The organism is Enterococcus sp. CWB-B31, assembly GCF_020567645.1.
Taxonomy (GTDB): Bacteria; Bacillota; Bacilli; order Lactobacillales; family Enterococcaceae; genus Enterococcus_L.
In genome coordinates this window covers 17,025-40,956 of sequence record NZ_JAJDJW010000009.1, presented here as the reverse complement: position 1 = coordinate 40,956, position 23,932 = coordinate 17,025, and the positions used below count along the sequence as shown (strand labels likewise).

Genomic DNA, 23,932 nt, shown 5'->3' with positions numbered 1-23,932 from the left:
GTTAATGAGTCAGATGAAGACAAGCAACTATTGTTGGAGGCTGTCTTACAACCTTTTTGATTTGTTTAAATTTCGCAAATTTTAGTAAATAATCTTTAAAGAAAAACGTTGTTATTTCCCTTATTTGATAAATTCCGCTATGATAGAAATGTGCAACTATATCTTTCAAAGTAAGGTGGAGGGTCAAAATGAAATTTAGAAAACTAACAGCTGCAGTGACAGCTGCTTTATTAATGGTTGGTGGAATCAGTACAATGATGCCTTCCTTAAGTGAAGCGAGTGCCTCGGATACAGTGATTAATGAACGTTGGGGAAAACCAACATTTGTAGCAGGCGCAGGATTATCAGATGCCCAACGGGAAGAAACAATGAAAATACTTGGTATCAGTGCAGATCAGGTGAATATCCAAACTGCTACAGGCGCAGATTTAATTAAATATCTGGGCTCAGGAAGCGGTGATGATGCAGCAATGCTAAGTTCAGTCGTGGTAAACAGAGAAAATGAAGGTAAAGGAATCACTGTTGATATTGTGACACCTGAAAATATTACGTTGATTACAGCAGATCAGTACAAAAATCCGCTTGTTACAGCAGGTATCAGTGATGCAACAATCAAAGTAGGAAGTGTGGTCAAGGTAACTGGCGAAAGTGCATTGACCGGTGTTTACAAAGCTTTTGAAGCAAATGGAGAAGCAGTGGATTCAGATCGTGCACAGTTGGCGCAGGAAGAGTTAACAACTACAACCGATGTTGCCAATGATATTACGAACGAGGCAGTCAGGAACAATTCGAATATGACAGATGAAGAAAAACAGGCAGCGAATAAAGCTTATCAGACTCAGCTGAATCAGGCGCTGGTTGACATAAAAAGGGAACTTGCTGATTTGAAAAATCAGAAAGGGGATGCAGTCACTGTCGAAGAAGTGGAAACGGTTGTCAATAATGCCATTGAAAAAAATGATTTATCACAGTATATTTCTCAGGACAGCATCAACAGACTAATTGCACTGGCACAACAGTATCTTTCAATAGATGGGGTACTTTCTGCAGAATCTATTGCACAGCTTGATAAAATCAGTGAAGGCTTCCAGAATACTTTAAAAGATCTTGGCAACAGATTTGGTGATCTGACTGGTGCTTTAAAAGCTAATGAAGGTTTTTTTGCAGGCTTGTGGCAGTCAGTCAAAGATTTCTTCAGCGGACTGTTTAATTAGCAGCTGCTTTTATAGGCTCATTGTCAAATGGAACTGCTAACTGAAATACGTATGTTGGTTATTGAAAGTGGAAGATTTTCGATAACCAACTTTTTTGTATGTTATGAAAGGGCTTGTGATAAAAAGTCCATAATAAAATCCCAATGAAAGAACTGGAAAGGGTTCATTTCATTGGGATTTTTGAGTACAATAAAAGTGTTTGTCACAGGCTCTTTTCTGCATAAATTAATAAAAATCGCTCGTGATGCTTATGAAAACAGCCAGTAGCTCATCAGCAAGATACCAAGTACAATGCGATACCAGCCAAATGCAGTGAAATCGTGTCTTCGAATGTAGTTTAACAAGAATTTAATCACCATTACTGATACAAGAAAAGCAACAACTGCACCTACCAGTAAGATAAACAGCTCAGAAAAATTAAACGAATTACCTTTCATCAGATACTTCGCAATTTTAAGAAAGCTTGCACCAAACATTACAGGAATTCCTAAAAAGAAGGAAAACTCAGCTGCCACATAACGGGAAGCACCTATCATGATTGCTCCTAAAATTGTAGCTCCAGAACGGGAAGTCCCTGGTATTAATGATAAAACCTGGAAAAAACCGACAATCACTGCTGCTTTATACGTAAAGTTTTTCAAATTCGTACATTTGGGCTGTTTATTTTTATTCTGTTTTTCAATAACAATAAAGCCAATCCCATAAACAATCAGCATAATGGATACAGTGACAAAGTTATGAAAACGTGCGTCTAACCAGTCGTCCAAGAATATTCCGATTATACCAGCAGGAACACAGGCGACCAGCACCTTTTTCCACAATTCCCAGGTTTCCCTTTTTTCTCCCTCTGACTTACTGTTGGAGAAGGGATTAAGCTTGTGAAAATAGAGAACAACGACAGCCATAATCGCGCCTAATTGTATAACAACATTAAACATTTCCATGAAATCTGCACTTAAATTCATTTTTATGAATTCATCGGTCAGAATTAAATGCCCGGTACTGCTGATAGGAAGCCATTCCGTAATACCTTCAATAATACCAAGGATAATTGCTTTCCATAAATTAGATAACATAGGTTCATTCCTTTCTATGATAAATACATATAAAAATGCATATAACCTAGTATACCTTTAAGTCGAGAAAAAACCAACCAGTGATAGAAAACCAGATAAAAATTTTAGAGAATTATATGGTTTATTTGGTGTACACTTTATCCACTCTTTTATCCATTGAAAAAATTAAATAATAAGAAAAATGTTCTATATTTCTCTTGACTAATCGTAGGAAAGGGTCTGTGACATTAATATATCCTAAATCTTTAAAGCCGGATAAACGGTGTTCCAGTCTTTGTATGGTTCGAGCATTCGTAAGAAGCGTAGGAGCCAAGCCCCTCCATGCTTCGAGGATCGGAACGAAGTCCTTCAATTCTTAGCGGCTCTGCCGTTTAGAAAGTGATGAGATCAAAATGATGTGTAGTGTAGTGAGAACTGCAGACGCAGAATAACGGATACAGCGTAATGTTTTGTCTCAAGAATCGTTAGACTCGTAGCAACAGTAGTTTTGCTACGCATAAAGTTCTACTACATCAAGTGATTCAAGGAATACTTATCGGAACTACGCATACCATTCTGCTAAAGTACGAATATAAGCAGAAGTGGCAAAGTAGAACTAGTACTTGTCGGTCCTAATCTGTGATGAGTAATCGCAGGCAACATCTCGGAAATAAGCCGAAATTCACTAAAAATTTGTGGAGTACCAATTAGGAATCAATCAATATCGGAATGAAACATTCCGTGTTTCTTGTCATTTTCGGAATTTTCTGCTTATTGCTTGAAGCTGGGAACTTCTGCTCCTGCGGTTACTCGTCGCAGTTAAGGGCGTGCAAGTGCTCCTGCGATTACTCGTCGCAGTTAAGGACGTGCAAGTGCTCCTGCGATTACTCGTCGCAGTTAAGGACGTGCAAGTGCTCCTGCGATTACTCGTCGCAGTTAGGGACGTGCACAAGTGCTCTTGCGATTACTCGTCGCAGTTAAGGGCGTGCAAGTGCTCCTGCGGTTACTCGTCGCAGTTAAGGGCGTGCAAGTGCTCCTGCGATTACTCGTCGCAGTTAAGGACGTGTAGAAGTGCTCCTGCGGTTACTCGTTGTATGGAGAAGTTTTATCACAACTTCTTCAAAACTATTTTAATTTTCAGACTGACTCTCTTTTTAATCGTTCTACATCTTCTTCTGAAGGCGTGACAAATAATGTTTTCTGATTTTCATAAATTACATAGCCGGGCTTTGCCCCATTGGGTTTATGCACATGTTTGACTTGAACATAGTCTACTGGTATCTGAGCAGATAATCGGAATTTTGAAAAATAAGCGGCAAGAACTGCAGCTTCATAAAGTGTTTTTTCAGAGGGAGCCGAATTTTTTATAATAACATGTGATCCCGGTATATCTTTGGCATGTAACCAGTAATCTGTTTTCTTCGCTGTTTTTAGTGTCAACTGGTCATTTTGAAGATTGTTTCTGCCGACTAAAATCGTATCGCCTTCTGAAGAAATAAAAGACTCAGGTTTACTCTGCTGCTGTTTCTTTTGCTTATTTTGTCTTTGTTTTTTTATATAGCCTTCATTGAGCAATTCTTCTCGGATCAGACTAATATCCATAGGGGTGGCCAATTCCAGCTGTGAAAGAACAGATTCGAGATAAAGAATTTCTAGCTGCGTCTGCTCCAATTGTGCTTGTACAACACGGACAGCATTTTTCAGCTTCTGATATTTCTGGAAATATTTCTGGGCATTCTGATTTGGAGAAAAAGCAGGATTTAGTTTGATGTCAATTGGCTGATTTTCTTCATAATAATTATCCAGTGTTACTATTTCCGCTCCTTTTGGAACCTGTGTCATAAATGTGGTGAGCAGCTCACCGTTTCTGCGATAGAATTCTGCATTTTCAGTATCAGCCAATGTTTTTTCCAATTTGCCAAGCTTGGAATGATTCTTTTTTAACTCATTCTCAATTTTACGAATAAGTTCGCCTCCTTGTTGCTTTACACGATCCTTTTCAGCTTTACCGCTGTAAAAAACATCAAGCAGCTGACTTAATGTGTCATAAGTTGTTTTTTCTCCAGACAATGTTTCGAATGGAACAGGAGTGAAAAACTCTTTTCGTTCTGTCTGTGTAAGGGTGGGTAAAGGACGTAATTGAATGTCCGCCCAAAAGGATGTCCATACAGGGATTTTATTATTCGGTTGTTGGATTAGACGGAAAGCCAGCTCTTCAGCAGTGTCTCTGCCTAAGCCCTGAAACTGCTGCTGTAAAAATGAACCGCTTAGTTCCTCTGCTTTAGATAGGATTTCAAAAACTTTCTCTTTTGATGCTGTGAATGGATTTAGTTGATTTTTATTGGGAGGTGAAACATATTCTGCTCCCGGCAACAGTGAACGATAGGTATTTTGAGAACTGCCGACATGTTTGATTGCATCATAAATTTTACCGGTTTCCTGATTAATAAGCACAATCGTACTATGTCGTCCCATCAATTCAACAATTAAAAGAATATTTTGAAGATCACCAAGTTCATTGCGTTTTGTGAATGATAGATGAATAATCCGATCATTTTCTACTTGTTGAATGGTTCCGAGGATGGCACCGTCTAAATATTTTCTCAGCATCATTAAAAAGTTCGGCGGTGTCTCGGGGTTTCCGTAAACCATTTTGGTAAGTTGAATTCGAGCATAACTTGGGTGGGCAGATAACAACAATTTATGATTTTTTCCTTGAGAACGAATGACTAAAACAACCTCATTGGCATAAGGCTGATGAATTTTTGAAATACGTCCGGATATAAGCTGATCGGATAATTCATTTATTATTGCGTGGGTAAAAACTCCATCGAAAGACATGTTATTCCCTCATTTCTGTAATATCCATAACATTCTTATTATAACGAATACAGAGTTAATAATAAAGGAAGTAGTGTATGTATCCGATTTAAAAGAAAATGTTGCTAATTGTGAATAGCTGATCGTGAAAAAAATTCATTTGCATGATTAACATTCTATTGTCAATTTTCTTTTATTTCTCAGTTCAGTACAGTATACTTTAGGAGGTATATAATGAGGCATGGTTGGAGCATCAGCGGCAAAAAGTTTAAAAAATAGATTTCTGTTGTTATTTTCAACATAACATGTCCTAATTTTGGGAGGATGAATAATGGTAAAAAGACTTATTAGTGCAAGTTACAGTGATATTTCAAAAATGTCAGCCAGTGAACTGAAACAGTCAATTAAGGCAAGTGAAGGCCGAACAATTCTGGCTGAAAATGTAGTAATTGCTTCTCCTCAGGCGGGAGATATTACGAATGCAGAAGTGGCAGCTGCCTATAGTGCTGATTTGATTCTGTTAAATGCTTTTGACTGCTTTAATCCAATTGTACAGGGATTGCCTGGAATGAATGAGGCGAAAGTATTTGATTATCTTCAACATCCGGAAAAAAATAAAGAAAATCCAATTGCTGAGTTAAAAAAGCTGGTTGGACGACCAATTGGCGTCAATCTGGAACCTGTAGATTCAGATTCCGAAATGTTTAGTGAAAAGCTTGAAATTTCTGCAGGGAGAACAAGTTCAAAAGAATCGATTCAAAGAGCAGAAGAGCTAGGTATAGATTTTATCTGTTTGACTGGTAATCCAGGTACAGGTGTAACAAATAAACAAATTGCGAAAGCAGTAGCTGTAGCAAAAGAAAATTTCTCCGGACTTGTAATTGCAGGGAAAATGCATAGTGCCGGTTCAGAGGAGCCTGTTGTTTCAAGTGAAGCAGTTGAAGCATATGCGAAAGCAGGAGCGGATATTCTATTACTTCCTGCAGTTGGAACAGTTCCGGGCTTTACCGAAGATAATTTGAAAGAAGCAGTTGCTATAGCAAAAAAATACAACTTGTTGACTATGTCTGCGATTGGAACGAGTCAGGAAAGTGCGAATAAAGAAACGATTCGCCAAATTGCATTAATTAACAAAATTTGCGGAGTGGACATTCAGCATATTGGGGATGCTGGCTATGGCGGTTTGGCACCGGCTGAAAATATTTATGAAATGTCTATAGCAATCAGAGGAATGCGCCACACCATTAATCGGATGGCTCGATCAGTAAACAGATAGAAAAAAATTATGAGTATGGATCAAAAAAAGATCTGTACTCATTTTCTATTTATAGAATTTGGAATTTACCTGCTTGTCACTAAGAACCCTATTATATCAGTAGCTGCAGAAGCTATTTTCTAAACAAATGCAATACACTTCGAAATACTGTTAGTTTAATAATTTTTTGTATCAGTTTCTAAAATTTGGGGTAAATTCAAATACAGAATGAATTGACAGAAAAGCGAAGTAGGTTATAATTATATTGTGAACGAAAAAATTTTTTTATTCATAGCATAGGAGAAGAGCGTATGTCCAGAGGTAGAAAAGGTACTATATGAAGGACAGACTATGTGTGGAATGTAAAAAAGATGGAGATTGTTTGGTTATAAAAAAATGAGTATCAGCGATGTAACTTCGGCTATAGGAATTTCAACAGGAGCTTTTTACCTGCTTTATCCTTCGTCTGTGATACTTTAATTCGTGTTTAAGAACGATTGAAGAGGCGGTCCTAAAAATAATTAGATTTATTAAATCTATGGAATAGCAGTTTCAGGAATATGAACGTACACCATTTCTCTATGATTTCGGTTCTCCGGCTTTTCTCTCATTTTTAAATAGAATTCCTGCAGAAGAAGTGGAAAAAATGAGATTTGACAGTAAATCATTCTTTTTTTAATGGTTAAAGAAGCCAGCCTGAAATTGAAAATAGACAGGGAGAAGGTTTACGCAGTTTCAAGTACATTATTATTTACTGTAGAGATGAAGAAGCAATTGAGCCGCAGATCCAGAGAAATATTTATGTTCATTTTAAACAGTATGATTGATGATTTGTTTGAGTAAAAACAGAAACATGGTTGAAGAAAAATTAATAAATGAAAAGAGGAGAAATTGATGAAGGAACAAAAAGAAGATTCATTATTTAGTGTACTGGATGATGCTCAGGAAATAATTCAAAAATCCATTGGAATGAATATCAGACTTCCGAAGCCTGGAAAAAGATCATTGGAAATAAGCACCATTACAAATGGTATAGTTGGAGCAAGTCTAGTAGCTTACGGGTTGCTTTCATCTCGTAAGTGGACGATAATTTTAGGTGCAGCTGGAATTGCGAGCAGCATGGTGATGAATCAGGAAGCAAAGAGAGTACGGAAATAATATAGGCTAAAAACACTGTTTTCATCTTAAATGAAAACAGTGTTTTTTTTCTTCACAATGGGACATTCGTTATTTTTCAGAAGTAAAGTCACTCAAAGATACCATGATTTTTTTCAATAGCTGAATAGTTCCGTATGGAAGTGCGTTGTAACCTGCCAACAGCTTTTGCTGTTCTTCTAGAAACGCAAGTCGATCTGCCAGATGACAGTAAATTTTGTTTAGATAGGTCTGATCTGAAAAATCTGGAAGATAATCCGGAATCGGAAGGTAAAACATACCTGAGATTGGAGAGAAAGGAACAAACTCAGTCTGTTCTTCTATAATTTGTTCAATACTGTCCAATGTCTGTTTGACAGTAATTTTCTTTCCGTTAAAGTGCCCAGTATTTAAAATATAGCAGGAGATTTTATCTTCAAATAAAGTTAGAAAGTCCTGATAGTCTTCTGCCAGAGGATAACATCTAAAGGGGTTGGCAAATGGTTCAATAACTAGTTGCCCCTCGTCCGTTTTTTCTGTTAAGTGTTCAGCATTTGATCGTTTTGTAGCCAAAGTAACACCAAAAAGGGCGGCAAGCTGAGCATTGTCCACTCTTACAACCGGAGGAAGACTGTCATCTTTCATGATCCAATAAACTGCATCAATTTTTTCAGCAAAATAATTTTTTCTGTTTGGAGTAGCTAAATGTGATTTGACTGTTCTGCCATTGCCGTTTCGAACATCTTCCGTTACTAAAACTTTCTTGCCGTTCTCATTTAAGGTGACACCTACATTCTGACAGGTTAGAAAATGCTTAACAGCTGGATTATTCATTGGATAATCTTGTGTCTTATCGAAATAGGAGGGCTCTAATGCAATTGAGGAACCGTGTTTTTTTGAAATGATAAAGGCATCGTCATGAAGTACCGTGACAGGCTGATTATGATAGCTTGCCAAAGTAATTGTTGACTTACCGGAACCGGAAAGTCCAAAAGCTGCCATTGTATAAGTACGACTATTTAATTGAAACTGTTTCATTCCACCGTGACAGGCAACATAGCCGTTTCTATGAGCAATGGACCAGCTGAGTGTTAAAGCAGCCTTTTTTAATTCGCCAAAATATCGTAAACCTAGTATGGCAGCCGTATTATGAAGCGAATCAATCAGGACAAGACCATTTGGAAAATCTGGGTGTACCCAGTCAGGATCAGCCAGCAGAAAAAGGTCAGGTTCGTTGTAAAGAACAGAGTCCTGGTATCTCTTTTGATATTCGAAATCAAAAAATTGAAAATTTAGTAAATAAGAATAAAGATTTCCTTCAAATCCTTTTGGCAGCAAAAGATGTCCCTGAAGCATAAACTCTTTTGCAAGACCTATTCCTACAGAAGAATGATAGCATTCCTTTTTTCCAAGTTTATAAACAGCTTCGCGAAGAATTCTGCTGTAATATTCTTCATCTATTCCAGGCTGACCGATAATTCGGCGGGCGGATGCAGTTCTTCCGACTATTTCTCCGTCATTTGTGACAAGAATCTTACTGTTTTTAGGTAAACCGAATAAATCAGGCTGATCGATCGGTAAATCTGTGACGATTGTTCCGGGAGACTGTTGTGCCAACCGATAAGCCTGAGCAATTGTTGTAACTTCAGTTACGTTATTGGCATAAAAGGAAGTTTCAATTATACTTTTGATTTTTGAGAAAAACGGATTCGATTTTGTGATATCTTGAAGATTGTATTTTCTGATGGTGCTCATAAATAACACTCCTTTCGTCAGGTTTAATTCTAGTTTATCATAAGAATAACAGTTTTGTATGCGTTTTCTATAAAAAAATAATATAGTTTCTCTAGGCAAAAAAACAAAGTATTAGTATAATGAAAATGAGAAGGAATAAAATAATTCAGTGAATTCTATAGTTCACACAAGTTTAAAAGAGAAAAAATTCTATACTGAATTCCCGGTTGATGATTCTTTGTGATTTCACCCCGTAACAATCATTGTATCTACGGTCTCGCCGGACTGCGATCCTCGATACAAATGCGTTTATGAGAAGCCGAAACGTGTTGGCAGCCGGACTGTCCGAAAGAAAGCAAATAATCTACCAAACAGAGCTAAAGATTATTTGCTAACAAAAATTAAAAGGAGAGCCAATAGTTCTTTGCAGTTTCACCCCGTAATAATCATTGTATCTACGGTTCTCGCCGGACTGCGATCCTCGATACAAATGCGTTTATGAGAAGCCGAAACGCATTGGCAGCCGGACTGTCCGAAAGAAAGCAAATAATCTACCAAACAGAGCTAAAGATTATTTGCTAACAAAAATTAAAAGGAGAGCCAATAGTTCTTTGTGATTTCACCCCGTAACAATCATTGTATCTACGGTTCTCGCCGGACTGCGATCCTCGATACAAATGCGTTTATGAGAAGCCGAAACGCATTGGCAGCCGGACCATCAGAAAAAAATCCATTAACCAAGAAACAACGAATGGACTATAATCAATTTAAAAGAGGAGAGAGTCATTTGCAAAACAATTCTACCCCAACCAATAAACCTAAAAAGGGAAATAAGAACCCCAAATTGCTGATTCAACTGGGGGTTGCTGTGATCATTATTATTGCAGCACTATTCTTGGTCATTCCAAGAGTCCAGGCAAATATTCGTTTATCACAGGTCGAATCATTAGTTGATGTGGACTTCAGCAGTAAAAAAGTGAAGTTTGCTGATACAAAAACAATTGAAAAAGAGATTAAGGATAGCCGTGCAATTACAGTTGTATTTTCAGTACCAAGTGGAAAAACGTATGATCGGGTAATTTCACTGTTTGAAGATGAGGAAGAAATGAAGATGTTCAGCCGCAGTCTTACTGTTTATCCAATCATATATGATGCAAGTGAAATCGAAAAGCAGTATAATATAAAAAAAGAGGACGTCACAGTTATCTTTTTTGAAGGCGGCAAGGAGCGAAATCGATTTATTGTTGAGAGTACAATGGATGTCAAAACAGAGTTAATATTAAAGCTTAATGAGTTGCCATTAGCAATAGTTGAATCGGACGCGCCGATAGATACTCCCACAGATGCTCCAACAACAGAATCTGCTGCTCCTGAACCAACTGAACCGGAACCAACTGCAGAACAGCTGCATCAGGAAAAACTACAGACGGTACAGTAGACTGACAGAAAGAAGGGATTAAGATGAGATTTATGATTTTATTCACTTTAGGTGTTTTCTTCTTGTTAAATACACGCAGGAGTGCTGTTCCTGTATATGTAAGAAGTGGTTCACGTGATCGTTACTGATTTGAAAGAAAAAGCAGCAGTCTTATTAAAAAGAAAGAGGGTTCCGGATAATCAGGAGCCCTCTTTCAGGCAGTTTAAGAATAGACGGGTATATTTAGGGAAACGAATTAGGCTGGTTCGCTTTGATAAGACTCGGGGAGAATCTCTTCGTTGGTATAGTGATCCGGAGAGTATGAAGAATATAGTCGGGACTGCAGCTGTTTATAATAAAAAACAAATTGAAGAAATGTATAAGTGGCAAAATGAAAATGGGCAATTATACTATATAGAATATTTGAAAGATGATGAATATCAGACAATTGGGGATGTCTGGCTTGCAAAAGATGATTACGCAATTGTGATTGATCAGGATTTTAGAAGTCGTCATATTGGGCGGACAGTTACGAAATACTTTATTTATAAATCAAGAAAAATGGGCAGAGAATCAATGATTGTCAGCGAGATATTCAACTGGAATAAAGCTTCTCAGAAAATGTTCACCAGCCTGAAATTCTATCCCTTTAAGGAGCATAAAAACAGCTGGAGCTATCAAAAAAGACTGACTGTTTCTGAAAAACAGTGAAATTCCACCATCAAAAACTGAAATTTTTGATAAAAGGTTATTGACAGAATCAAGTAATTGACGGTAAAATAACTTTAACAAAAATTTGGGAGGAATCAAACATGACACAACTATCTATTACCAAAGCTCAATCATGGCAAAACTGGCGTAGATAAGTTGTATGTATGATTTTTCATAGATACAACTTTAGAAGATGGATTCTAAAATTTGTATCTATGCTGGCTTATTCAAATTATTTTGAAATTCAAACCACATAGATAATCATCTATGTGGTTTTTGCGTTGAGCAGCAACCATTCTTAAAAAGACGGTTGCTGTTTTTTGTTTAAAAAATGAAGATGATGATTTTAGAACTGCTTCAGAATTAAAGAGGTCATTGAAGTATAAGTTATTCATTTAGGAGGAAAGTGTATGAAATCGAAAAAATTAATGGGAACACTTGGCGTTGTTTTTTTATTTTTAATCATTGCTTTTTTTACAGAAAAACGTGAAGAAAAAGCTGAGGAAATTCCTGTAGTAGGTGTGTTGCAGTATGTCAGTCATCCGGCTTTAGATGAAATCTACAACGGGATTCAAGAGGGATTAAAAGAAAGCGGATTTGTAGATGGAGAGAACATAAAAATTATTTTTCAAAATGGTCAGGCAGATCAGAGTAAGCTGACGACAATGAGTCAGCAGTTAATTCAAAAAAATTCAGAGGTCTTAATTGGTATAGCGACACCAGCAGCGCAAGCATTGGCTAACAGTACCAGCGAAATTCCAATTGTACTTGGTGCGATTACAGATCCTGTAAGTGCTGGACTGGTGGAAACAAATGAAAAGCCGGGCGGAAATATCACCGGTGTCAGTGATAAATCGCCGGTCGATAGTCAACTTGACTTAGCAGTTTCATTATTGCCTAAAGCGAAGAGTGTGGGTATACTTTACTCTTCCGCAGAGGAAAACTCAAAGTATCAGGCCGCTGAAGCGAAGGAAGCAGCACAGGGACTTGGATTGACGGTTAAGGAGTATGTTGTTCCGTCCAGTAATGAGATTGCCCAGACAGTTCAGGTTATGTCGAGTGAGATAGACTTTATCTATATTCCAACAGACAATACCATTGCAAATGCAATGCAGACTGTTGTGAACGAGGCAAATAAAATGAACACGCCCATTATTCCTTCGGTGGACACTATGGTTTCTGAAGGTGGACTGGCCACTGTGGGAATTAATCAGTTTGATCTTGGGGTCCAAACGGGAAAAATGGCGGCAGATATCATTTCAGGCAAGTCAGATCCAGCAACAACGCCTATCTATACATTTAACACAGGAGACATTATCATTAATGAAGTTCAGGCGAAAAAACTTGGTGTGACGATACCGGAAGCAGTCTTAAAAGAGGCGAAGCTGGTAGGAGAAGAATAAAGCTGAATAATTTAAAACGAGCGGTTAAAATAGATTTTTTCGTATTATAAAATGAAGAACAGGAGTGGATCACATGATTGTTTCAGCAATTGGACAAGGAATGCTATGGGCAATTTTAGGACTGGGAATATTTATGACATACAGGATATTGAATTTTCCGGATATGACAACGGAGGGCTCATTCCCATTGGGCGGGGCAGTTTGTGTCACTGCGATTACGCAAGGAATTTCACCGATATTTGCAACACTTCTGGGGATTTTAGCTGGTATGTGTGCAGGCTTTGTAACTGGACTCTTGTTTACTAAAGGGAAAATACCAGTCATTCTATCTGGTATATTGGTGATGTCAGGCTTGAATTCAGTGATTTTATATGTGATGCAAACACCCAATCTTTCATTGTTGAATCAACCCAAAATTCAGGATATTTTTTCTTCCATGGAACTGCCGAATTATTTTGACAGTGTTTTTCTTGGAGCAATCGTTCTGGTTCTGATTATCGGACTTCTGTTGTTTTTCTTTAATACGGTTCTAGGACAGGCGTACATTGCTACGGGAGATAATGAAGATATGGCCCGCTCAATTGGGATTAAAACAGATAACATGAAAATTCTCGGGCTGACACTTTCCAATGGTATTATTGCACTGTCAGGAGCTTTGATTGCACAAAATGATGGGTATGCAGATGTCAATAAAGGGATTGGAGTCATTGTGATTGGCTTGGCTTCTATTATCATTGGGGAAGTACTGTTCGGTGAACTGACATTTGCGGAGCGGCTTGTGGCAATTGTCATTGGCAGTATTATTTATCAGCTGCTGATTCTGGCTGTTATCAAACTAGGATTTGATACAACCTATCTTAAGATTTTCTCAGCAGGAATTCTTGCGATATGTCTGATGATTCCGCAATTAAGAAAAGCGTTGAATCTCCGTATTTTGCCAGAAAAGGGGGAAGAAAAATGAGTGCAATTCTGGAAATCAGCCATGCAACTAAAGTGATTGATAATGGAATAAATGAAAAGAAAGTAATTTTAAACGATGTTTCATTAACCATTAATGAGGGAGATTTTATTACTGTTTTGGGCGGTAACGGAGCTGGGAAAAGTACATTGTTTAATAGTATCACAGGAACATTGACCTTGTCTGGTGGGAAAATAAAAAGCGGAAGTGAGGAAATCACCTCTTTTTCTGAGGAAAAACGGGCAAATTATTTTTCACGAGTCTTTCAAGATCCGAAGCTTGGTACTGCACCAAGGATGACTGTTGCTGAAAATTTATTGTTAGCATTGTATAGAGGTCAAAAGAGGACATTAAAAAACCGACGCTTGAATGAACGCCGGGACCTCTTTTTTGAAATCTGCAGTGAGGTTGGAAACGGACTGGAAGAACATTTGGATACGCCGACTGGAAATCTGTCAGGCGGACAGCGTCAAGCACTCAGCTTATTGATGGCCACTCTGACAAAGCCTCGACTTCTGCTCTTGGATGAGCATACTGCTGCACTTGATCCAAAAACTTCCAAACAGTTAATGAAGCTGACCGATCAGCGTATTACCGATGGAAATCTTACCTGTCTGATGATTACTCATCGAATGGAAGATGCGTTGCATTATGGCAATCGACTGATTGTTATGCAAAAAGGAAGGATTGTTAAAGACTTAGACAGAGAAGAGAAGGCTGCTTTGAAATTGCAGGATTTGCTATTGTTTTTTGAAGAAGAACCGGAAGAGCTGTCAGTTGACTAGAGGTTAAATCAAAAAAAATAGTACTTTATTCTTTGTTCTCTATGAAACAGGTACATCAGCTCCTGGTTTATTATGAGGTTGTGTCAAATACTCAGGCCTGTTTTTTAGTAAACGTACAAGTGTTTCCAGATCGGCATTTTACTTTTTAAGAATATAAAAGCAAAAATAAGAAAAATTATCAGAAAATTCATTGTTGGCTTAGAAATTTGTTGTTATGCAGATTGTCCGGCAATGAATTTTTATTGTTGTTGATTCAGATGCTGAATGGCGTCTTGAATCGATACTTCTTCTCATGTTAAAATAGCTAACAGCGAGAATGGACGGGAGAATTATATATGACTGACAGTCAGAAAGTTCAGAAAGTATTGAAAGAAGTATTTGGGTATGATCAATTTAGGGAAGGTCAAAAAGAAATTATTGATCATGTATTGAATGGGGAAAATGTTTTGGGAATTATGCCTACTGGCGGCGGGAAATCAATTTGCTATCAGCTTCCGGCATTATTAATGGAAAATGTAACCCTTGTTGTTTCTCCTTTAATTTCACTGATGAAGGATCAGGTGGATGCTCTGAACCTGATGGGAATTCCTGCTGCGTTTATTAACAGCACTTTAACAACGCAGGAAATGAATCAGCGGATTCAGTTAGTTGTAGATAAAAAAATCAAGCTCTTGTATGTAGCTCCTGAGCGATTGGAATCATTTGAGTTTCAACAGCTGCTTACACATGTAGAGATTGATCTTTTAGCTGTTGATGAAGCGCATTGTATTTCGCAATGGGGACATGATTTTCGTCCGAGTTATTTGCGGATGGCTGAAGTTGTTCAACAGTTCCAGCAGGTACCTGTAATCATTGCGTTAACGGCGACAGCAACGCCGCAAGTTGCTGACGATATAATCCAACAGCTGCATATCCCTGAGAAGAATCAGATTAAAACTGGTTTTGCCAGAGAAAATTTAGCTTTTCAGGTGATTAAAGATCAGAACCGGGATGTCTTTCTTTTAGAATATTTGAAGTTGAATGGAGATCAGTCGGGGATTGTTTATGCGAGTACCCGAAAAGAAGTGGAACGTATTTATCATTTGCTGAAAAGTAAAAATATTGCTGTCGGTATGTATCATGGCGGAATGAATGAAGGACTTCGTAATAAAAGTCAGGAACGTTTTCTTTTTGATGAACTGCGGGTAATGGTGGCGACAAATGCTTTTGGTATGGGGATTAATAAAAGCAATGTGCGTTTCGTTATTCACGCCCAAATTCCCGGCAATATAGAATCATACTATCAGGAAGCAGGAAGGGCCGGCCGGGATGGCTTGCCAAGTGATGCTATATTATTTTATGCCCCACAGGACCTCCAAATACAACAATATTTTATCGACCAATCAGATTCTCCTATTGAATATAAGCAAAAAGAATACATGAAATTGAGAGAAATGTCACAATACGGCAATGCTCAAATTTGTCTGCAAAAATTTATTTTAAGATATTTTGGTGAAAAAGGAACAGATTGCGGGAGATGCAGTAATTGTCTGGATAATAGAGAACTGGTAGATGTGAGTCTCGAGGCACAAAAGGTTCTTTCCTGTGTAAAAAGAATGGGGGAACGCTTTGGAAAAGGACTGGTAACTAAAGTGCTGACGGGATCAAAGGATCAGAAGATTGATCAGTGGGGCTTTGACAGGCTGTCAACCTATGGGCTGATGAAAGATCGTACTCAAAAGGAAGTAGGACAGCTGATTGATTATTTGACTGCTGAACGGTATCTTTCTCCTTCTGATGGTCAGTTCCCTCTGTTATCCGTCTCTCAGTCAGGTGTTCAAGTACTGCTTGGTAAACAAAAGGTCTTTAGAAAAGAAGATCAGCGGATTCGGCGTCTTGAAGCAGTGGATGATCAGTTGTTTGAATTACTGAGGTCTTTGCGGATGGAGTTTGCTCAGGCAGGGAATGTACCCCCATACCTCATTTTTTCAGATAGTACATTGAAAGAGCTCTGTGAAAAGCAGCCTAAAAATTCGATTGAATTTTTACAGGTCAAAGGTGTTGGGCAAAATAAATTGGAGAAATATGGGGAGCAGTTTCTTCAAGTAATTAACAGCTATCCGCCGTCAGACAATACAGAATCGACAAAAAATTAGACTAGTCTTGAAAGCTTGTGTTTTTTGAGAAACAACAGGTTATAAATAGCAGATTTTTATCTTTTTTGATACTATGTATAAATGTATTTGGTATTTTTTTGAAATATTCTGATGGAAATCAGCCGAAAAAACAAATGATTTTTCATTAAAATTTTTTCGCAGCTGGTGAAGTTTCAGCTAGAGGTCAATACAGACAAGTCTGCTGCCGGAAAGTTAAAAAAGAGTATAGACTGTTGTTTTTCAGAAAATTTCTATTAATAATGCAAGGAAATATGCTATAATTACATAATTAAGATTAGGAGGTTGACTGCAGATGAAACCTATCACAAAAGAATTTGCGATGGAACTGCTGAAAGAGGATGCTGACAGAATTATGATGCTGATTCGCAATCAAAATAACAGCCTTTGTATTTCTCAATGTAAGGCATTTGAAGAGGTTGTTGACACGCAAATGTACGGCTTTTCAAGACAAATGACCTATGCTGTTCGACTGGGTATTATTAGTTCTCAAGAAGGTCACCAGATGCTTAGTGATTTGGAAAAAGAACTGAATCGATTATATACTGAAGTGTATGAAGTGACACAAGATAAAAATGAGAGTGGCAAGGAGGTTTAAACTTTGCCAAAGAAAGTAAAGAAAAGACATCTGCTGGATTATAGTATTTTGATTCCTTACTTAATTTTGAGCTGTGTGGGCTTGATCATGGTTTACAGTACAACTTCGGCAAAACAGCTTACAGAGGGAAAACCTTTAACTGCAATGGTGATAAATCAGGTTCAGTTTTGGATTTTGAGTCTGGTGGCGATGTTTTTTATTTACAAGATGAAGACAACTGTTTATCAGAATAAAGGGTTTATCATGTTTGCTATTGCAGTGATTTCAGCATTACTTCTGGCGGTCCGCTTCACAGATTTGGGGCAGACAATCAATGGTGCCAAGGGTTGGCTTGTTATTGCCGGATTTTCCATGCAGCCTGCGGAGTATTTAAAAATTATGATTATCTGGTATCTGGCATATATATTGGCCAGACGCCAAAAATATATTGATAAAGAATTTAAAAAAGCAGTTTTCAGACCCATGCTTTTAGTTGCTGCTCTTATTTTTTTGGTTATTATTCAACCCGATTTAGGAAATGCAGCAGTGTTGACTCTGGTAGCCATTACTATTTTGTTGGCGAGCGGAATCAATTACATGTATACATATGTAATCGCCGGAGCAGGGATTTTGGGAAGTATTGCTTTTATTGAAGCTCTTTTACTGACAAAAGGAAGTTTTATTCCAGCCCAGTTTCAATATGTATACAAACGTTTTGAAGTTTTTTTGAATCCTTTTATTGACGAAAGAGAAACTGGACATCAGTTGATTAATTCCTATTATGCAATGAGTAATGGCGGCTGGTTTGGTCGAGGTCTGGGAAATAGCATTCAGAAAAAAGGTTTTTTGCCTGAAGCACACTCGGATTTTATTTTTTCGATTACGATTGAGGAGCTGGGACTGATTGTTTCAATTTTGATTCTTTTAGTTTTGTTCTTTTTGATTAGTCGGATTATTTTGGTCGGGGTTCGTTCGAAAAAACCGTTTAATTCACTCTTCTGTATCGGAATTGGCGCAATGCTGATGATTCAAGTGTTTGTCAACTTAGGCGGAATTACAGGAATCATTCCTTTAACCGGGATAACTTTCCCATTTTTAAGTCATGGAGGAAACAGCCTTTTGGTCGTCTCGGCAGCTGTTGGATTTGTACTGAACATCAGTGCGGATGAAAAGCGGCAGAAACTGATCGATGATTACCAGGTGGCTGAATCTGATATATAACGATTTGAGAGCAACTATAAATGAAGGTAGGAGTGGGAAAATGAAGAAAGTTTTAGTAGCAAACCGCGGTGAAATCGCTGTTCGTATTTTTCGGGCATGTACTGAATTAAATATCCAGACAGTTGCTGTCTATGCGGAAGAAGATGAATATTCAGTCCATCGGTTTAAAGCGGATGAAGCGTACTTGGTAGGACGCGGGAAAAAACCGATTGAAGCATATCTGGATATCGAAGGAATTTTAAAGATTGCTAAAAATGCAGGAGCTGATGCAATTCACCCGGGATATGGTTTTCTTTCTGAAAACCTTGAATTTGCGAAGCGCTGTGAAGAAGAAGGAATTACATTTATCGGACCCAATATCCATCATTTAGATATCTTTGGTGACAAAATTAAAGCTAAAGAAGCGGCTGTAGCTGCTGGTATTGCGTCAATTCCAGGATCGGACGGTCCAGTTGATACAATTGACGAAGTACTTGAGTTTGGAAATACACATGGATTTCCTGTCATGATCAAAGCTGCATTGGGCGGCGGCGGTCGTGGGATGCGGGTAGCTTATAATGAAAAAGATGCACGTGAAGGTTATGAGCGTGCAAAAAGCGAGGCCAAAGCAGCCTTTGGTTCGGATGAAGTATATGTAGAACGATATATTTCAAATCCAAAGCATATTGAGGTTCAGATATTAGGAGATTGTCATGGGAATGTTATTCATTTGTTTGAACGTGACTGCTCTGTGCAAAGACGTCATCAAAAAGTTGTAGAAGTTGCTCCATGTGTTTCAATGGATGAAGCATTGCGGGAAGAAATTTGTAATGCCGCTGTTCAGCTGATGAGTCATGTCGGTTATGTGAATGCCGGAACTGTTGAGTTTTTGGTTGAAGGCGACCGCTTTTATTTTATTGAAGTAAATCCGCGTGTACAGGTTGAGCATACGATTACGGAAATGGTTACAGATATCGATATCGTAGTTTCGCAGCTTCTTATTGCTCAGGGGCTGGAGCTTCATAAAGAAATTGGCATTCCTAAACAAGAAGAGTTGCGCTTGAATGGTGCTGCTATTCAGTGCAGAATTACGACAGAAGATCCGCTGAACAATTTCATGCCGGATACTGGAAAAATTGATACGTATCGTTCTCCAGGTGGTTTTGGAGTTCGTTTGGATGTTGGAAATGCCTATTCAGGTTATGCGGTAACTCCTTATTTTGACTCACTATTAGTTAAAGTCTGTACGCATGGTATTACCTTTGAAAAGTCTGTGCAGAAAATGCAGCGTTGTCTGAAAGAATTTCGTGTTCGTGGTGTAAAGACGAATATTCCGTTTCTGCAAAATGTAGTAAGTCACCCATTATTCCGATCAGGTGAGGCACATACAACTTTTATTGACAATACACCTGAATTATTTGAATTTCCTCGTGTACGCGACCGTGGAAACAAAACAATGAAATTTATCGGTGAAGTAACTGTAAATGGTTTTCCGGGGATTGAAAAATTAGAAAAGCGTTATTTTGGTCAACCTAGATTGCCTGAAAATCTGGTTCTTAAGAAAGATTTCATTACTGCAAAGAATGTGCTTGATGAGAAGGGAGCAGAAGGAGTTGTTGAATGGGTAAAACAACAGGAAAATGTTTTACTGACGGATACAACATTCAGAGATGCGCATCAAAGCCTTTTAGCTACACGAGTTCGCACACAAGATTTCAAGGAAATTGCCCAGGCAACTTCAGAAGGTTTGCCTGAACTTTTTTCAACTGAAATGTGGGGCGGGGCTACATTTGATGTAGCTTACCGATTCTTAAATGAAGATCCATGGCAGCGATTGAGAAAACTGAGAAAGCTGATGCCGAACACATTGTTCCAAATGCTGTTTAGAGGGTCAAATGCAGTCGGTTATCAAAATTATCCAGATAATGTCATCAGAGAATTTATTAAAGAGTCAGCCAAGCAGGGAGTAGATGTTTTCCGTATTTTTGACAGCTTAAACTGGATTCCTCAAATGGAAAAGAGTATTCAGGCTGTTCGCGATTCAGGAAAAATTGCAGAAGCGGCAATTTGTTATACTGGAGATATCAATGATCCATCCAGAAATAAATATACTATTCAATATTATAAGGATATGGCCAAAGAGCTTGAACAGCTGGGCAGCCACATCATAGCCATTAAGGATATGGCAGGTCTGCTCAAACCACAGGCTGCCTATCGCTTAATCAGCGAGCTGAAGGATACTGTTGACCTGCCTATTCATCTCCATACTCATGATACAAGCGGAAATGGTATTATCACATATTCTGCAGCAACAAAAGCCGGAGTGGATATTGTAGATGTTGCGGCGAGTGCAATGAGCGGAGCAACAAGCCAGCCTAGTATGACTAGTTTGTATTATGCGCTGGTAAATGGAGAACGTACTCCGGATATCAATGTTGACAATGCTCAGAAAATCAATCACTACTGGGAAGATGTTCGTATGTATTATATTCCGTTTGAAAATGGCTTGAATGCGCCTCAGACAGAAGTTTATATGCATGAAATGCCTGGCGGTCAGTATTCCAATTTGCAACAGCAGGCAAAAGCAGTCGGTTTAGGTGACAAATGGGATGATATAAAAAAAATGTACCAGACAGTTAATTTAATGTTTGGTGATATTGTGAAAGTAACCCCGTCTTCGAAAGTTGTTGGGGATATGGCATTGTTCATGGTGCAGAATGATTTAACAGAAGAAGCAGTTTTTGAGTGCGGCAATCAATTGAGCTTCCCTGAGTCTGTAGTAACATTTTTCCAGGGAGATCTTGGGCAGCCGACTGGCGGATTTCCTAAAGAGCTGCAACGTATTATTCTTAAGGGACGTCCGGCCTTTACTGATCGTCCGGGAGATTTGGCTGAGCCTGTAGATTTTGCAGCGATAAGTAAAGAGCTTGCTGAGAAAATCGGATATGAGCCGAAAATGGAAGAAGTATTAAGCTACTTGATGTATCCTCAGGTCTTTCTTGATTATCGGACCTCTTATCAAAATTATGGCGATGTTACTCTACTTGATACACCGACATTCTTCCAGGGAATTCGATTGGGTGAAACGGTTGAAGTCCAGATTGAAAGAGGAAAGACGTTAATTGTTCGCTTAGACGAAATCGGTGAACCGGATGTGGAAGGAAATCGAACATTATTCTTTAATCTGAATGGTCAGCGACGTGAAATAGAGATCAAGGATCACTCAATCAAATCCAGTGTTCAAACGAAGCGAAAAGCTGAGCCGACAAATAAGGGGCAGATAGGGGCTACTATGTCCGGATCAGTTCTGCAGCTCCTTGTTAAGAAAGGTGACAAAGTTAAAAAAGGCGACCCTTTAATTATCACAGAAGCAATGAAAATGGAAACTAGTCTGGAAGCTCATTTTGATGGAATGGTAGATCATATTTATGTGTCAGAGGGCGAAGCAATCAGCTCAGGCGATCTATTATTGGAATTAGAGGAAAAATAAAGGCATTGAGGGAGGAAAAAATGAAAAGAGTTTTGGCTTTTCTTGCAGTACTTTCAACGGTATTGATTATTGGCTATCTTGAACCTGTATTTTTTCCTCCTGAAAAAGTCGAAATCGATATAAGTAATAACGGGGGACAGGTTGTCTCTCATACGGCATTGCCCCACGAAGAGCTTGAAGCTTCGGGGTATGCCTTATACATAGGAAAAAAAATCAGCACGTTTACGCAGGAATTCGGCGAGCCGCTTACCAGATATTCCACAGGCTTAGGTTATGATTTGTTAATATTTGGTGAGGAAGATTCAGAATATATGGAAGTTAGCGTAAATAATGATATTATTCAGTCTGTTAAGGTGTTTAATACTACAGACAGAACTGCCCCGTTTAATTTTGAGATGACCTTGTCTGATATTTCAGAATTAACCACCATATTTTCAAATTTCTCCATTGATTATGAAGCAGAAGAGTATTCGATAGAGCTTACGGAAGAAGATATGAACTATCGACCGCTGATAGCCTTTGACAATCAAAGCTTTGCTGTTTTATTTTTTACGCATGGAAAAGAGAGTATTTCTGGGATTACATATGTTTCAAAAGAGTATCTGTTGACAGTAATGCCTTATCAGCTGACAACGGGACAGGCGCTGCCAATTACTATTGAAGAAACTGAAGCTGAGATAGCAGCGGAGAAGCAGAAAACAATCATTCGAATGATCAATTTATTAAGAATTAATGATGGTCTGGAACCCTACGCAATAAATTCTGAGACAATGAAGAATGCAGTTGAGTTATATCGGTTTTACGAAGAGAATGCTTCAGAATTCCTTTCTGTCGAACGGTTGGAATCTCTATCACAAGTCAAAAATGAAAGCCTTGGCGAAATTGCTTCTGCTTTTATATTTTCAAATACAGAATTTGAAAAAATGGCGGATAAAAGTAATCTGCCTTTGCGAAAGCCGGATGGGATTTATATGACCCCTGTCTATGATCCTTCCTTTGCTGCTCTTTTTTGGTTTTCAGATGGTGCCTATTATGCACGCTTTTCACAGGAGAATGCTCAGAACATTGGCGTTGCTTTTTCTAAAGAAGATGTGTTAGTCTTATTAGAGAATACACAAAATAATACAGAAGAAACAGAGGATAGCAGATAAGATGATAGTGAATGAATCACTTTTTAACATAGAGGATCAAACAGAGCTGCTGGTTCAAACTGTTTTGAGCAGCAGCAAACTTAAACAATATAAAGAAAATAAAAGAAAAATGAATCAGTCAGAAACGGTGCAGGAGAGGCTGTCTGAATTTTTGTCTTCAAAAACAGCGTTTGAGCGTATAGAAAGCTATGGCTCGCATGCCCCTGATTTTAAAACGAAGCAAAGAGCACTTCGTCAGGCGAAAAGACAGCTGGATATGTGTGAAGAGGTTTCTGAATTCAGAATTTCAGAAACAGATATTCAGGATATTTTAGATACGATCAGTTCTGCAATCGCAAAAACAATTTCTGATGATATTAAAGTGGATGCTGGGAACCCGTTCTTTACCAAAGGAACTCAGCATGGATGCGGAGGAAGCTGTCATGCAAGTTAATGTAAATGAGGAAAAAGAATTGACTCTGCAAAAGCGCAGATCAATCATTATTTGGGTTTATTCTTTGAAGCAGTTGAAAACACTGAAGAGATATGGACTTATACAGTATGTTTCCAGAAGGATGAAATATATTGTTCTTTATATGAATGAAGAAGAAATTGAGTCAGCAGAAGCAAAAATTAACGGACTGCATTTTGTTCGCAAGGTGGAACGTTCTTATCGACCGGATGTTGAAATGAATTTTGCAGAAAAAATCGGGACAAAGGCGGCTTATCAATATGTTGAAGAAGAAGGTTTTGAAGTTGAAGAAATCAATACTCAGATTCGCTTAGCTGAAAATGTATAAATTTGAAGAGATGAAAAATGTGTAGGAACTTCAAACATTTTTCATCTTTTTTCCATGAAGAAAAGCTAGAATAAAGCTGATGACTGTTACTGTTTT

Annotated in this window: 18 protein-coding genes; 15 read left to right on the top strand and 3 right to left on the bottom strand. The window is 38.2% G+C overall.

What is annotated here, in order from left to right; genetic code table 11:
• Positions 1-188: 188 nt before the first annotated feature.
• Complete coding sequence (locus tag LI954_RS09630; RefSeq protein ID WP_420705900.1) at positions 189-1,214, top strand: DUF1002 domain-containing protein; 1,026 nt, start codon at positions 189-191, stop codon at positions 1,212-1,214.
• Between the two features lie 248 nt (positions 1,215-1,462).
• On the opposite strand, the gene LI954_RS09625 is transcribed toward LI954_RS09630, so the two are convergent.
• Complete coding sequence (locus LI954_RS09625; protein WP_202067432.1) at positions 1,463-2,290, bottom strand: undecaprenyl-diphosphate phosphatase; 828 nt, start codon at positions 2,288-2,290, stop codon at positions 1,463-1,465.
• A gap of 1,116 nt (positions 2,291-3,406) precedes the next feature.
• Positions 3,407-5,110 (bottom strand): NFACT RNA binding domain-containing protein, encoded by a 1,704-nt coding sequence (locus tag LI954_RS09620; protein ID WP_229444351.1) that lies wholly within the window; start codon positions 5,108-5,110, stop codon positions 3,407-3,409.
• Positions 5,111-5,420: 310 nt separating this feature from the next.
• On the opposite strand from LI954_RS09620, the gene LI954_RS09615 reads away from it, so the two are divergent.
• Both LI954_RS09615 and LI954_RS09610 read left to right on the top strand, forming a co-directional pair.
• On the top strand, positions 5,421-6,365 hold the full coding sequence (locus tag LI954_RS09615; RefSeq protein ID WP_202067434.1) for a haloacid dehalogenase-like hydrolase: 945 nt from the start codon (positions 5,421-5,423) through the stop codon (positions 6,363-6,365).
• Positions 6,366-7,238: 873 nt separating this feature from the next.
• Complete coding sequence (locus tag LI954_RS09610) at positions 7,239-7,502, top strand: hypothetical protein (RefSeq protein ID WP_202067435.1); 264 nt, start codon at positions 7,239-7,241, stop codon at positions 7,500-7,502.
• Positions 7,503-7,571: 69 nt separating this feature from the next.
• Here LI954_RS09610 and LI954_RS09605 read toward each other — a convergent pair whose 3' ends face one another.
• Positions 7,572-9,233, bottom strand: coding sequence for a phosphoenolpyruvate carboxykinase (ATP) (locus LI954_RS09605; RefSeq protein ID WP_229444350.1), 1,662 nt, complete (start codon positions 9,231-9,233; stop codon positions 7,572-7,574).
• 592 nt (positions 9,234-9,825) lie between these two features.
• Between LI954_RS09605 and LI954_RS09600 the strand changes: the two genes are divergently transcribed.
• From LI954_RS09600 to LI954_RS09545, 12 genes are all read left to right on the top strand, one after another.
• Positions 9,826-10,650, top strand: coding sequence for a hypothetical protein (locus LI954_RS09600; protein ID WP_202067437.1), 825 nt, complete (start codon positions 9,826-9,828; stop codon positions 10,648-10,650).
• A gap of 114 nt (positions 10,651-10,764) precedes the next feature.
• Entirely contained in the window at positions 10,765-11,340 is a 576-nt protein-coding gene (locus LI954_RS09595; protein ID WP_229444349.1) for a GNAT family N-acetyltransferase, read from the top strand.
• Between the two features lie 410 nt (positions 11,341-11,750).
• On the top strand, positions 11,751-12,743 hold the full coding sequence (gene trpX, locus LI954_RS09590) for a tryptophan ABC transporter substrate-binding protein (RefSeq protein ID WP_202067438.1): 993 nt from the start codon (positions 11,751-11,753) through the stop codon (positions 12,741-12,743).
• A 73-nt stretch (positions 12,744-12,816) separates the two neighbouring features.
• On the top strand, positions 12,817-13,704 hold the full coding sequence (locus tag LI954_RS09585; RefSeq protein WP_202067439.1) for an ABC transporter permease: 888 nt from the start codon (positions 12,817-12,819) through the stop codon (positions 13,702-13,704).
• The gene (locus tag LI954_RS09580; RefSeq protein ID WP_229444348.1) at positions 13,701-14,486 is read left to right on the top strand and encodes an ABC transporter ATP-binding protein; all 786 of its coding nucleotides are present in this window, start codon (positions 13,701-13,703) and stop codon (positions 14,484-14,486) included. Before LI954_RS09585 ends, LI954_RS09580 begins: the two co-directional genes overlap by 4 nt.
• 335 nt (positions 14,487-14,821) lie before the next feature.
• Positions 14,822-16,621 (top strand): DNA helicase RecQ, encoded by a 1,800-nt coding sequence (gene recQ, locus LI954_RS09575; protein WP_229444347.1) that lies wholly within the window; start codon positions 14,822-14,824, stop codon positions 16,619-16,621.
• 313 nt (positions 16,622-16,934) lie between these two features.
• Positions 16,935-17,237, top strand: a complete 303-nt coding sequence (locus LI954_RS09570) for a YlaN family protein (RefSeq protein ID WP_202067442.1) — start codon at positions 16,935-16,937, stop codon at positions 17,235-17,237.
• 3 nt (positions 17,238-17,240) lie between these two features.
• The gene (locus LI954_RS09565; protein ID WP_202067443.1) at positions 17,241-18,437 is read left to right on the top strand and encodes an FtsW/RodA/SpoVE family cell cycle protein; all 1,197 of its coding nucleotides are present in this window, start codon (positions 17,241-17,243) and stop codon (positions 18,435-18,437) included.
• Positions 18,438-18,477: 40 nt separating this feature from the next.
• On the top strand, positions 18,478-21,906 hold the full coding sequence (locus tag LI954_RS09560; RefSeq protein ID WP_229441065.1) for a pyruvate carboxylase: 3,429 nt from the start codon (positions 18,478-18,480) through the stop codon (positions 21,904-21,906).
• A gap of 20 nt (positions 21,907-21,926) precedes the next feature.
• On the top strand, positions 21,927-23,057 hold the full coding sequence (locus LI954_RS09555; protein WP_229444346.1) for a CAP-associated domain-containing protein: 1,131 nt from the start codon (positions 21,927-21,929) through the stop codon (positions 23,055-23,057).
• A gap of 1 nt (position 23,058) precedes the next feature.
• Positions 23,059-23,490: a YlbF family regulator gene (locus LI954_RS09550; protein WP_202067446.1), complete on the top strand. Its 432-nt coding sequence runs from the start codon at positions 23,059-23,061 to the stop codon at positions 23,488-23,490.
• Positions 23,480-23,836, top strand: a complete 357-nt coding sequence (locus LI954_RS09545; RefSeq protein WP_202067447.1) for a YlbG family protein — start codon at positions 23,480-23,482, stop codon at positions 23,834-23,836. The genes LI954_RS09550 and LI954_RS09545 overlap by 11 nt, the downstream gene beginning before the upstream one ends.
• The last annotated feature ends 96 nt before the right edge of the window (positions 23,837-23,932 follow it).

Coding starts and splice junctions, on each gene's coding strand:
- LI954_RS09625 (WP_202067432.1), bottom strand. CDS start 2,290: ATGTTATCTAATTTATGGAAAGCAATTATCCTTGGTATTATTGAAGGT.
- LI954_RS09615 (WP_202067434.1), top strand. CDS start 5,421: ATGGTAAAAAGACTTATTAGTGCAAGTTACAGTGATATTTCAAAAATG.
- LI954_RS09585 (WP_202067439.1), top strand. CDS start 12,817: ATGATTGTTTCAGCAATTGGACAAGGAATGCTATGGGCAATTTTAGGA.
- LI954_RS09620 (WP_229444351.1), bottom strand. CDS start 5,110: ATGTCTTTCGATGGAGTTTTTACCCACGCAATAATAAATGAATTATCC.
- LI954_RS09605 (WP_229444350.1), bottom strand. CDS start 9,233: ATGAGCACCATCAGAAAATACAATCTTCAAGATATCACAAAATCGAAT.
- LI954_RS09610 (WP_202067435.1), top strand. CDS start 7,239: ATGAAGGAACAAAAAGAAGATTCATTATTTAGTGTACTGGATGATGCT.
- LI954_RS09560 (WP_229441065.1), top strand. CDS start 18,478: ATGAAGAAAGTTTTAGTAGCAAACCGCGGTGAAATCGCTGTTCGTATT.
- LI954_RS09545 (WP_202067447.1), top strand. CDS start 23,480: ATGCAAGTTAATGTAAATGAGGAAAAAGAATTGACTCTGCAAAAGCGC.
- LI954_RS09555 (WP_229444346.1), top strand. CDS start 21,927: ATGAAAAGAGTTTTGGCTTTTCTTGCAGTACTTTCAACGGTATTGATT.
- trpX (WP_202067438.1), top strand. CDS start 11,751: ATGAAATCGAAAAAATTAATGGGAACACTTGGCGTTGTTTTTTTATTT.
- recQ (WP_229444347.1), top strand. CDS start 14,822: ATGACTGACAGTCAGAAAGTTCAGAAAGTATTGAAAGAAGTATTTGGG.
- LI954_RS09550 (WP_202067446.1), top strand. CDS start 23,059: ATGATAGTGAATGAATCACTTTTTAACATAGAGGATCAAACAGAGCTG.
- LI954_RS09570 (WP_202067442.1), top strand. CDS start 16,935: ATGAAACCTATCACAAAAGAATTTGCGATGGAACTGCTGAAAGAGGAT.
- LI954_RS09630 (WP_420705900.1), top strand. CDS start 189: ATGAAATTTAGAAAACTAACAGCTGCAGTGACAGCTGCTTTATTAATG.
- LI954_RS09580 (WP_229444348.1), top strand. CDS start 13,701: ATGAGTGCAATTCTGGAAATCAGCCATGCAACTAAAGTGATTGATAAT.